12 protein-coding genes are annotated in these 10,888 nt (G+C 70.0%); 8 read left to right on the forward strand and 4 right to left on the reverse strand.

What is annotated here, in order from left to right; genetic code table 11:
- Window positions 1-152 precede the first annotated feature (152 nt).
- A complete protein-coding gene (locus tag AC1U89_RS09625; RefSeq protein ID WP_479899485.1) occupies window positions 153-782 on the reverse strand; it encodes a TlpA family protein disulfide reductase in 630 nt (209 codons plus the stop codon).
- On the opposite strand from AC1U89_RS09625, the gene argH reads away from it, so the two are divergent.
- The 4 genes from argH to AC1U89_RS09645 all read left to right on the forward strand — a co-directional run bounded on the left by argH (window position 783) and on the right by AC1U89_RS09645 (window position 5,486).
- Window positions 783-2,201, forward strand: a complete 1,419-nt coding sequence (gene argH, locus AC1U89_RS09630) for an argininosuccinate lyase (protein ID WP_479899486.1) — start codon at window positions 783-785, stop codon at window positions 2,199-2,201. It begins immediately after the preceding gene.
- Window positions 2,198-2,503, forward strand: coding sequence for a hypothetical protein (locus tag AC1U89_RS09635; RefSeq protein WP_479899487.1), 306 nt, complete (start codon window positions 2,198-2,200; stop codon window positions 2,501-2,503). The genes argH and AC1U89_RS09635 overlap by 4 nt, the downstream gene beginning before the upstream one ends.
- 10 nt (window positions 2,504-2,513) lie before the next feature.
- On the forward strand, window positions 2,514-3,779 hold the full coding sequence (gene lysA, locus AC1U89_RS09640) for a diaminopimelate decarboxylase (RefSeq protein WP_479899488.1): 1,266 nt from the start codon (window positions 2,514-2,516) through the stop codon (window positions 3,777-3,779).
- 108 nt (window positions 3,780-3,887) lie between these two features.
- Window positions 3,888-5,486: a methyl-accepting chemotaxis protein gene (locus AC1U89_RS09645; protein WP_479899489.1), complete on the forward strand. Its 1,599-nt coding sequence runs from the start codon at window positions 3,888-3,890 to the stop codon at window positions 5,484-5,486.
- Between the two features lie 180 nt (window positions 5,487-5,666).
- Here the strand turns inward: AC1U89_RS09645 and AC1U89_RS09650 are convergent, their stop codons facing one another.
- On the reverse strand, window positions 5,667-6,194 hold the full coding sequence (locus AC1U89_RS09650) for a phosphoribosyltransferase (RefSeq protein ID WP_029916943.1): 528 nt from the start codon (window positions 6,192-6,194) through the stop codon (window positions 5,667-5,669).
- Window positions 6,195-6,209: 15 nt separating this feature from the next.
- The gene (locus AC1U89_RS09655) at window positions 6,210-7,142 is read right to left on the reverse strand and encodes an MJ0042-type zinc finger domain-containing protein (protein ID WP_479899490.1); all 933 of its coding nucleotides are present in this window, start codon (window positions 7,140-7,142) and stop codon (window positions 6,210-6,212) included.
- An 83-nt stretch (window positions 7,143-7,225) separates the two neighbouring features.
- On the opposite strand from AC1U89_RS09655, the gene ftsE reads away from it, so the two are divergent.
- The 4 genes from ftsE to AC1U89_RS09675 are packed head-to-tail and all read left to right on the forward strand — an operon-like array spanning window position 7,226 to window position 10,201.
- Window positions 7,226-7,987, forward strand: coding sequence for a cell division ATP-binding protein FtsE (gene ftsE, locus AC1U89_RS09660; RefSeq protein ID WP_479899491.1), 762 nt, complete (start codon window positions 7,226-7,228; stop codon window positions 7,985-7,987).
- Entirely contained in the window at window positions 7,984-8,874 is an 891-nt protein-coding gene (locus tag AC1U89_RS09665; protein WP_479899492.1) for a cell division protein FtsX, read from the forward strand. The genes ftsE and AC1U89_RS09665 overlap by 4 nt, the downstream gene beginning before the upstream one ends.
- Window positions 8,871-9,494, forward strand: a complete 624-nt coding sequence (locus tag AC1U89_RS09670; protein WP_479899493.1) for a YdcF family protein — start codon at window positions 8,871-8,873, stop codon at window positions 9,492-9,494. The genes AC1U89_RS09665 and AC1U89_RS09670 overlap by 4 nt, the downstream gene beginning before the upstream one ends.
- The gene (locus AC1U89_RS09675) at window positions 9,491-10,201 is read left to right on the forward strand and encodes a lysophospholipid acyltransferase family protein (protein ID WP_479899494.1); all 711 of its coding nucleotides are present in this window, start codon (window positions 9,491-9,493) and stop codon (window positions 10,199-10,201) included. Before AC1U89_RS09670 ends, AC1U89_RS09675 begins: the two co-directional genes overlap by 4 nt.
- Before the next feature lie 51 nt (window positions 10,202-10,252).
- Here AC1U89_RS09675 and AC1U89_RS09680 read toward each other — a convergent pair whose 3' ends face one another.
- Window positions 10,253-10,858 (reverse strand): aspartyl/asparaginyl beta-hydroxylase domain-containing protein, encoded by a 606-nt coding sequence (locus AC1U89_RS09680; protein ID WP_479899495.1) that lies wholly within the window; start codon window positions 10,856-10,858, stop codon window positions 10,253-10,255.
- Window positions 10,859-10,888: the final 30 nt, after the last annotated feature.

Below are 10,888 nucleotides of genomic sequence, written 5' to 3' on the forward strand. Positions count from 1 at the left end.
CAAGCGGGCGGTAACAATCTCAGTCGTCCGGGTAGCGTTCGCGGGCCCAAATCCAGGATTGCACGTCACAGTGGACACGCGCCCGTTGAGGGGTCAATTCAAAAAACACGGATATTCCTAGGCGTGCGCCGCGGGTTTTCACCCGCCTGCGGTCAGTGCTCGCGCAGGAGGGCCTCGACCAGGGCGCGGGCCTCGGGGCTGTCCCACTCGGCCGGCCCCGCCAGCCGGGCCCGCTCGCGCCCCTGCTTGTCGTAGAGGACGGTGGTCGGATAGCCCTGCGCGCGGGGGTCCAGCTCGAACGACAGCTTGTAGCCGGGATCACGGTAGACCTGCAGCGGCGGATTGGCGGCCATCTCGGCCTGGACCAGGTTGAGGTCGCTGTCGCGGTCGACGCTGATCGGCAGCACCTTCAGCGGCTGGGTCGCGTAGGCGGCCTGCAGCTTGCCCAGGGTAGGCATCTCCTTCTTGCAGGGCGCGCACCAGGTGGCCCACAGGTTCATCACCACCACCTGACCCTTGAAATCGGCCAGGGTGTGGGGCTTTCCGGCCCCGTCGGTGAACACCGTGGCCGGCGCGGCGCGCGGCTGGGCCGGTACGTCCAGCTTTGCTAAGGACGCTTTCTTGAATTCGTTGAGGTCAGCCACACCTGCGGGTTTGAACGAAGCCTGAGCGATGACGTATAGAACCGCCGCGACGCCGATCAGCAGGGCGGCGCCGATCACCCACTTCAGCGGGCCGAGCTTTCGCGCGGCTTCGTCTCTTTCCGACTGGAATTGGCTCATATGACCGACAACGCCTCCAACAAGCCCGCCGCCAACGGCCAGGGCCAAGCCATGTGGGGCGGAAGGTTCTCGGCCAAGCCGGCGGAGCTGATGCAGGCGATCAACGTCAGCATCGGCTTCGACAAGCGCCTGTGGGCGCAGGACCTGGCGGGCTCCCGCGCCCATGCGCGGATGTTGATCAGCCAGGGCGTGATTGCAAGCGCCGACGGCGAGGAAATCCTCAAGGGCCTGGACGCGATCGAGGGCGAGATCACGGCCGGGGCCTTCCCGTTCCGCGACGAATACGAAGACATCCACATGAACATCGAGGCGCGGCTGCGCGAGCTGATCGGCCCGACGGCCGGCCGGCTGCACACCGCCCGCTCGCGCAACGACCAGGTGGCCGTCGACTTCCGCCTGTGGGTGCGCGACGCCGCCGACCGCTCGGCCGCCCAGCTGGAAGCGCTCCAGAAGGCGCTGCTGGTCCAGGCCGAGGCCTACACCGACGCCCTGATGCCGGGCTTCACCCACCTGCAGCCGGCCCAGCCGGTGACCTTCGGCCACCACCTGATGGCCTATGTCGAGATGTTCGGCCGCGACGCCTCGCGGTTCCGCGACGCCCGCGCCCGGATGAACGAGTGCCCGCTGGGCGCCGCGGCCCTGGCCGGCTCGCCCTTCCCGATCGACCGCCACCAGACGGCGGCCTCGCTGGGCTTCGACCGCCCGACCGCCAACTCGCTGGACAGCGTCTCGGCCCGCGACTTCGCCCTGGAGGCCCTGTCGGCCGCCTCGATCACCGCCACGCACCTGTCGCGCCTGGCCGAGGAGATCGTGCTGTGGACGACGCCGATGTTCGGCTTCATCAAGCTGACCGACGCCTTCACGACCGGCAGCTCGATCATGCCGCAGAAGAAGAACCCCGACGCGGCCGAGCTGATCCGCGCCAAGGTCGGCCGGATCCTGGGCAGCCTGACCACCCTGACCGTGGTCATGAAGGGCCTGCCGCTGGCCTATTCGAAGGACATGCAGGAGGACAAGGTCCCGACCTTCGAGGCCTTCGACGCCCTGGAGCTGTCCCTGCTGGCCATGGCCGGCATGGTCTCGGACCTGACGCCGAACACTGGGAAGATGGCCGCCGCCGCCGGCGCGGGCTTCTCGACGGCCACCGACCTGGCCGATTGGCTGGTCCGCGAACTGAACATGCCTTTCCGCGACGCCCACCACGTGACAGGCTCAGCCGTGAAGGCGGCCGAGACCAAGGGCGTCGATCTGGCGGACCTGTCGCTCGGCGAGTTCCAGGCCATCGAGCCGCGGATCACCGACGCGGTCTACGCCGTCCTGACCCCGGCCGCCTCGGCGGCCAGCCGCATGAGTTACGGCGGGACCGCTCCCGCCCAGGTCCGCGCCCAGATCGCGCGTTGGAAGGAACTGCTCGGATGATCCGTCCCCTCACCCTCCTCACGATCGCCGCCCTGGCGCTGACCGCGGCCGCCTGCGGCAAGCAGGCCGAGCTGGAGCGCCCCGCCCCGCTGTGGAACGCCCAGAAGAAGGCCGCCTACGAGGCCCAGCGCCGCGAGAGCTCGGCCAAGGCCAACCAGCCGGCCCGCGCCAACGGGACCCAGGAGAACATGGACCCGGCGTCGAGCAACCGCACGACCCGCGCCGCGCCGCTGGGCGGCACCCAGTCCGATCCCTTCGGCGGCCCCTCGGGCGCCGGCTTCCCCAGCTCGCAGCCCAACTAGGCCTTCTTAAGTGAACCATTTCGAATACGGCCCGGAGGGCCTGGCCTGCKAAGGCGTCCCCCTGGCGCGCATCGCGGCCGAGGTCGGCACGCCGGTCTATGTCTATTCCCGCGCCACCCTGGAGCGGCACTTCACGGTGTTCCGCGACGCCCTCCTGGCCGCCGGGGTGGTCGATCCGCTGGTCGCCTACGCCGTGAAGGCCAATTCCAACGTCGCGGTGCTGAAGGTGCTGGGCAAGCTGGGCGCCGGCGCCGACACGGTGTCGGAGGGCGAGGTGCGCCGCGCCCTGGCCGCCGGCATCCCCGCCGAGCGCATCGTGTTCTCGGGCGTGGGCAAGAAGCGCGGCGAGATCGCCTTCGCCCTGCAGGCCGGCGTGGCCGAGATCAACGTCGAGTCCGAGCCCGAGCTGAACCTGATCGCCCAGGTCGCCGCCGAGCTGGGCGTGAAGGCCAAGGTGGCGTTCCGGGTCAATCCGGACGTCGCGGCCGGCGGCCACGCCAAGATCGCCACCGGCAAGTCCGAGAACAAGTTCGGCGTGTCGTTCGCCGAGGCCGCGCGCCTCTACGCCAACGCCAGCAACAACGCCAATCTCGAACCGATCGGCGTGGCCTGCCACATCGGCAGCCAGATCACCGACCTGGCGCCCATGCGCGCGGCCTTCAGCAAGATGCGGGGCCTGGTCGAACAGCTGCTGGGCGAAGGCCTGCATGTGGAACGGCTGGACCTGGGCGGCGGCCTGGGCGTGCCCTATTTCAACCACCCAGAGCCGCCCTCGCCGGCCGAATTCGCCAGGATGGTCGGCGAGGTCACGCAGGGCCTGCCCGTGACCCTGGCCTTCGAGCCGGGCCGCGTCATCGCCGCCAACGCCGGCGTGCTGGTCTCGGAAGTCATCCACGTCCACGAACGCCCGGAAGGCCGCAAGTTCCTGGTGATCGACGCGGCCATGAACGACCTGGTGCGTCCGGCCATGTACGACGCCTTCCACGACATCCGCCCCGTGACCAAGCGGGCCGGCGAGACCGTCTACGACGTGGTCGGACCCGTCTGCGAGACCGGCGACACCTTCACCCGCGACCGCGCCCTGCCCCCGTTCGGACCGGGCGACCTGGTGGCCTTCATGTCGGCCGGCGCCTACGGCGCGGCCATGGCCAGCGAGTACAACACTCGCCAGCTGGTGCCCGAGGTGCTGGTCGACGGCGACAAGTACGCGGTGATCCGCGCCCGGCCCTCGTACGAGGAAATGCTGGGCCGGGACGTCCCGCCGGACTGGATCTGAGCTCAGCCCTAGGTATTCGTACCTAGGCCGCAAAGCCCCTACTCGTTACAGGGGATTAACCTCMACAACCCAAACGTCGCTGTGCGTTTTGCAATGTGGAGTAGCCGCATGATCGAGTTCGACAGCATCGAGGCCCAGCGGCGGGTCGGGGGCCATCTGGTCCTGGCCTGCATCGCCGCGATGATCATGCTGGTGCCGGCGGCTCGCCTGTTCGCCGGCGGCCCGGTGCTGGGCCTGGCCCTCGGGTCGGTGGCCCTGGGCGCCATGGCCTGGGGCGGTTTCGCGATCTGGCGCGACAGCGCCGCCCAGCGGATCTCCACCGCCATCAGCCTGGCCGGCCAAGTCACCCTGTTCGTCGCCGCTTTCTCCGGCCACGCCTGGCAGACCGATGCGCGCATGGCCTATCTGGCCGCCCTGGCCCTGTTGGTCGCCTATGGCGACTGGCGGGTGGTGGCGGCTGGCGCGGCCGCCATGGTGGCCATTGACATCGGCGCGTCGATCCTGGCGCCCGACCTGCTGATGCTGGGCGCGGTGACGCCCCTGCGGATCGCCTTCAACGCCGGGGTCACGGTGGTCACGGCCTGGTCGCTGATCTGGCTGACGGCCAGCGTCTCGCGCCTGTTCGTCACCGTCGGCGCCCGCACCGACAAGGCCTTGGCCGCCGCGCGCGAGGCCGACGCCGCCAACGCCGCCGCCGAAACCGCGCGCGCCGCCCGCGACGCCGACAACGCCGAACAGATCGCCCAGAAGGCGGCGCTGGAAGCCGAGCAGGCGTTCGTCGTCGACACCGTGGCCGCGGGCCTGGCCCGCCTGTCGCGCGGCGACCTGACCTGCCGCCTGACCCAGCCCTTCGCCATGCGCTACGAGCCCCTGCGCGCCGACTTCAACGGCGCGATGGAGAAGCTGCAGGCAGCCATGCGCGAGATCACCGGCAACGCCGCCAGCATGGACGCGGGCGTCGCCGACATGGCCCGCGCCGCCGACGAACTGGCCGACCGCACCGAGCAGCAGGCCGCCAGCCTGGTCGAGACCGCCGCCGCCCTGGACCAGATCACCGCCGCCGTTCGCTCCACCGCCGAGGGCGCCCACCAGGCCAACGCCGCCGCGGCCAGCGCCCGCGCCGAGGTCGAGCGTTCGGACCCGGTGGTCACCGAGGCGGTCGAGGCCATGACCCTGATCGAGGCCTCATCCGGTAAGATCGGCCAGATCATCGGCGTGATCGACGAGATCGCCTTCCAGACCAACCTGCTGGCCCTGAACGCCGGGGTCGAGGCCGCCCGAGCCGGCGACGCCGGTCGCGGCTTCGCCGTGGTGGCCCAGGAAGTCCGGGCCCTGGCCCAGCGCTCAGCCGACGCGGCCAAGGAGATCAAGGGCCTGGTCAACGAGTCCGGCGCCCAGGTCGCGGCCGGCGTCGAGCGCGTGGGCCGCACCCGCGAAGCCCTTCAGCGCATCGTCGCGGTGGTGGCCCGGATCGACCAGCAGGTCACCGCCATCGCCCGCTCGGCCCAGGACCAGGCCCAGGGCCTGGGCGAGGTCAACACCACCATGGCCGAGATGGACCGCGTCGTGCAGCGCAACGCCGCCATGGTCGAGGAAACCACCGCCGCCGCCCAGACCCTGCAGGTCGAGAGCCGGGAGCTGTCGGCGCGGGTGGATATCTTCGATGTGGGGCAGAAGGGCGCAATGGGCGAGCGCCGAGCCGCTTGAGTCGTCCCTCTCCCCTTGCGGGAGAGGGTGACCCCGCGAAGCGGGGTCGGGTGAGGGGTTGAAGAACGCAAAAGCCGCGACCGGCCTTTCGGCTGATCGCGGCTTTTGCTTTTGAGAGACCCCTCATCCGTCAGCCTGCGGCTGACACCTTCTCCCGCAAGGGGAGAAGGATCGGGAGTCCTAGTCCAGCGCGCCGACGTACGGCAGGCCGCGGCTCTTGCCTTCGTCGTCCAGGCCGTAGCCGACCAGGTAGCGGGCCGGGGCTTCCCAGGCGATGAAGTCGGGTTCGATGCGCGGCTTGTCCCACGGCTTGCGGGCGAAGACGGCGGTCAGCACCTCGCTGGCGCCGGCGTCCTTGACCAGCTTGGCGGCCTCGCCCAGCGACAGGCCGGTGTCGAGCACGTCATCCACCACCAGGGCGCGGCGGCCGACCAGCGGACGCTGCAGGTCGGCGCGGACCTCGCAGCGGCCCGAGCTCTTGCGCTCGTCGTGATAGGAGGCCAGCCACAGGGCGTCGAAGCGGACGTCGCGTCCGGCGCGCCACAGGGCGCGGGTCAGGTCGGCGGCGAACCACAGGCCGCCCGTCAGCAGGCAGACGACGACCGTGTCGTTGTCGATGCGCGGGGCGATGGCCTTGGCCAGGGCTTCCACCCGCTCGGCGATTTCCTCCTGAGAAATCAGGACTTCGGGGGCGGGGCGTTCGGTCATTTCAGGATTTCTTGGTCAATGATGGTCGGCCGCAGCCGGTTCGACCGTTCCGGTCTCATGACCTGGGGGCTCGTGTCCAGCCCCTTGCGCTTCATCGACCGCCGGTTGCCCGCCCGCCGCGAGTTCGGCCGGCTGGTCCTGGGCGCCGCGCAGCGACGGCGCCTCGGGGTTCGAGGTCTTCTCCACATGGCCCGCCGGTCCCGCGTGCTTGGCCGCGCCGGGCTCCAGGGCGAAGCCGATCTCCAGGGTGTTGGCGGTGCGGGGCGGGTCCAGCAGGGTCACGGCGAAATGCCGGGTCTGGCTGGGCGGGATCAGCGGGTCGGCGGCGGCGGCCAGTTGCCCGGCCACGCGCTTCTCGTGCTTGTTCAGCAGGGCCACCCGCAGCGGCGGGGTCGACACCGGATGGTCGGTGATATTGCGGATGACGCCGGTGATGGTGATGGCCGCGTGGCCGTTCTGCATCGTCGGCTCGGCCTTCAGGTCCTCGACCACCAGGCCGACGGTGTTGACCGGTCGGTTGACGAAGGCGTAGGCGCCCGCCGTGGTCGGCAGCACGCGCGCCACGTTCATGTTGAAGACGTAGGCGCAGCCCAGCAACACCGCCATCACCGCGACCATGCCGCCCCAGATGATGCCGGTGGTCTTGGCTTCCTTCAGGCGGCGCTCGGCGTCGGCGCGGGCGCGGAACACCTTGGGCAGTTCCTCGCCCGGCAATTGGTCGACGGGGGTCTCGGGATCGTCGGCGGCGTTCTGGGCTTCCAGCTTGGCCAGCACCTCGGCCGCGGCCAGGTCGGCCGCCGAGGGTTCCTCGAACAGGTCGAGATCGTCTTCGTTGCGCGCGGTCCAGCGGGCGCCGCACGAGGCGCAGCGCACCGTACGACCCGAGGGACCAACCTTGGAATCGTCGACGAAATAGCGGCTAGCGCACTCGGGACAGGTCAGTATCATGGCCGCGAATCGGACGCTCCCCGCTCCTACACACGAGGTCGCCGATTTTGCCAGCCATGTCCACACGACCCAGCGACACACCCTTGCGCATCGATGACGTCCAGGATGGCGGCTCCGTCCCGGTCGTCCGCTTCGAAGGTGTTTCGATGCGGTACGGACGCGGGCCGGAAACCCTCAGCGATCTCACGTTTACCCTACACCMAGGGTCTTTCCATTTCCTCACCGGCCCGTCGGGCGCGGGAAAGAGTTCGCTGCTGAAGCTGATCTACCTCGCCCACCGTGCGTCACGAGGCCGCGTCGAGCTGTTCGGCCGCGACATCAGCCTGACCCGACCCGAGGACCTGCCGTTCGTGCGCCGCCGGATCGGGGTGGTGTTCCAGGACTTCCGCCTGCTGGACCACCTTTCGGTGTTCGACAACGCCGCCCTGCCGCTGCGCATCGGCGGGCGCAAGCCGGCCAGCTATCGCGACGACGTCGCCGAGCTGCTGCAGTGGGTGGGCCTGGGCGACCGCATGCACGCCCTGCCCGCCACCCTGTCGGGTGGCGAGAAGCAGCGCCTGGCCATCGCCCGCGCCGTGGTCGATCGGCCCGACGTGCTGCTGGCCGACGAGCCCACCGGCAATGTCGATCCGGCCATGTCGCTGCGCCTGCTGCGGCTGTTCGTCGAGCTGAACCGCCTGGGCACCACCGTGCTGATCGCCACCCACGACGAGGACCTGGTCGCCCGCGCCAACCGCCCCACCCTGCATCTGGAGCAGGGCCGCCTGGTCGAGTTCGCCGACGACGAGCCGGATCCGCCCTACGCCTACGAGGACGACGACTACGGCGAGGAGGACGAGGCGTGAGCGAATTCGTCGTCGCCCGCTGGAAGCCCGGCCAGCTGCTGCCTCCCCGTGACGCCCGCGACGGTTCGCTGGTGTTCGTGGTCGCCGTGCTGTGCTTCCTGGCCTGCCTGACGGCCCTGGCCGCGATCGCCTCGACCCGCGCCGCCACCGGCTGGACGGCCCAGTTGACCGGCTCTGCCACCGTGGTGGTCCGCCCCCGCGCCGGCGAAAGTCCCGACAGCGCCGCGGCCCGCGCCGCCGAGACCCTGTCGGGCGTCAAGGGCGTCAGCGAGGCCCGGGCCCTGCCCAAGGACAAGGCCGAGGCGCTCCTGGAACCCTGGATCGGCCGCGAGGCCCTGATCGCCGACCTGCCCGTGCCGCGCCTGGTGACCCTCGACCTCGACCCCAAGGCCCCGGCCACCGCCGCGACCCTGACCAAGGCCCTGAAGGACGCCAATGTCGACGCCGTGGTCGACGACCACAGCCGCTGGATCGCCGACATCGAGCACGCCGCCCGCCTGGCCGGCTGGGCCGCCATCGGGGTCTTCGCCCTGATCGCCACGGCGGCGGCCGCCGTGATCGTCTTCGCCACCCGCGCCGCCCTGACCGCACGGCACGACATCGTCGAGGTGCTGCACCTGTCCGGCGCCGAGGACAGCTTCATCGCCAACCTGTTCCAGAACCGCTTCGCGGGCATGGCCTTCTTCGCCGGCTTGCTGGGAGGCGCGGGCGCGGCCATGATCGGGGCGGTGGCGCGGCTCGTGGGGGGCGGCCAGGGACTGACGCCGGTCCTGCCGCTGGCCTGGATCGATCTCCTGGCGCCCCTGCCCTGCCCGGTGGTGGCGGCGCTGGTGGCCGGGATCGCCGCCCGCGCGGCCTCCCTGCGCCTGTTGAGAGGCATGCCGTGAAGAGCTTCGCAGCGCTGCTGATCGTGGTGATGGTCTGGTTCGTGGGCCTGCTGGCCTTCACCAGCCGCGTCGACCAGTCCACGCCCGCCGCCGAGCCGCCCGTGTCGGACGGGGTCGTGGTTTTGACCGGCGCCTCCAACGTGCGGCTTGAGCAGGCCACCAAGCTGCTGGAAGCCGGCAAGGGCAAGCGCCTGCTGATCTCGGGCGTCAACCGCGAGGCCTCGCGCGACGACGTCCTGGGCGTGACCAAGGCCGTGCGACCGATCTACGACTGCTGCGTCGACCTGGGCTACGCGGCCGCCGACACCATCGGCAACGCCAGCGAGAGCGCCGAGTGGGCCAAGGCCAAGGACTACCACAGTCTGATCGTGGTCACCGCCGACTACCACATGCCGCGCTCGATGCTGGAGCTGCACGCGGCCATGCCCGAGGTGACCCTGCACCCCTACCCCGTCGTCACCGAAAGCCTGAACGCCCACCGCTGGTGGAAAGGCGGCACGAGCGCCCGGCGCATGATCGTGGAATACTGCAAATATCTGGCGATCCTGGGCCGTGAGGCGTTCCTCAGCCTGGGCCCCAAGGAGAAGGCCGACCAAAGGCCGGCGAAGGAAGCGTCTTGATCTATCTGCGTTCGTTCCTGTTCCAACTGTTCTTCTGGCTGTGGTCGGTGGTCTGGGCCATCGGCATGATCGTGACCTACCCTCTGCCCCGCGCGGCCAACACCTGGTCGCTGTCGACCTGGTCCAAGGGTCTGATCTGGGCCCTGCGCTGGCTGGCGGACATCAAGGTCGAGGTGCGCGGCGAGCAGTACCGTCCGACGGGTCCGGCCCTGGTCGCGGCCAAGCACCAGTCGATGTTCGACGTCTTCAGCCAGTTCGCCCTGCTGCCCGACGCCTGCTTCGTGATGAAGAAGGAGCTGTTGATGGTGCCGCTGTTCGGCTGGCACGGGCTGAAGGCGCGCATGATCGTCGTCGACCGCGGGGGCCATTCGACCGCTCTGAAGAAGCTGGTGCGCGACGCCGTCGACCGCATGAAGGAGACCCGCCAAGTCGTGATCTTCCCGGAAGGCACGCGCGGCGACGTCGGGGTTCCCGGCGACTACAAGCCCGGCATCGCGGCGCTCTATCGCGAGCTGGAGCTGCCGGTCACGCCCCTGGCCCTGAACTGCGGCGTCCACTGGCCGCGCGGCTTCCTGCGTCCGCCTGGCACGATCGTGTTCGAATACCTGCCGCCGATCCCCGCCGGCCTGAAGCGCGGCGAGTTCATGCGCGAACTGCAGACCCGGATCGACACGGCCACCAAGGCCCTGGAGGACGAGGGGCTCTAGTTCCGGCTGGGGACACGCCCTTGCGGCGTGTCCCCAAGTCCTGGCTCAGCGCTAGCTGATGGGGACACGCCGCGAGGGCATGTCCCCGGCGGAGCCTTCGAAGAACCCCATCAGCCAGTCGTTGGCCATCAGGTCCAGCACCAGGTGCACCCGATCCTCCGCGCCCCGATTGGCCACGGCGTGGGGGTCGCCCAGGCGCAGGTACCAGGCCTGCCCCTCTTTCATGTCCACTCGCGTGCGGTTGAGCAGGAACTCGACGTCGGGATGGGTCGTCACCGGCACGTGGATGCGGGCCGTGCCGCTCTCGACGCCCAGGTCCAGGTCGGTGTGCTCCTTGATCACCGAGCCCGGCGTCAGCCGCATCAGCCGGACGCTGCGCACCTCGCAGGCGAAGGCGGCGATCACCTCGCGGAAATAGGGACAGGCATCCAGGAACGGCGTGTCGACGAAGTCGGTGGCCGTCGGGTCGGAATAGATCATCCGGATCGGATGGGTCTCGCCGGCCGTGCAGCGCAGCGGGATCACGCTCCAGTCGCCCTCGTAGTTCTGGCGGACGAAGTGCGAGGTCCAGGGCGTGGCCGACAGGGCGTCCAGGTCGCGCCGCAGCAGGGCCGGGTCGAAGCTCAACGGCAGTTGCAATCTGTCCGGGTAGGCCATCCAGTGACGCTAGTGCGGTTTCGAGCGGCG

Source organism: Caulobacter sp. 05T431, from assembly GCF_056665975.1.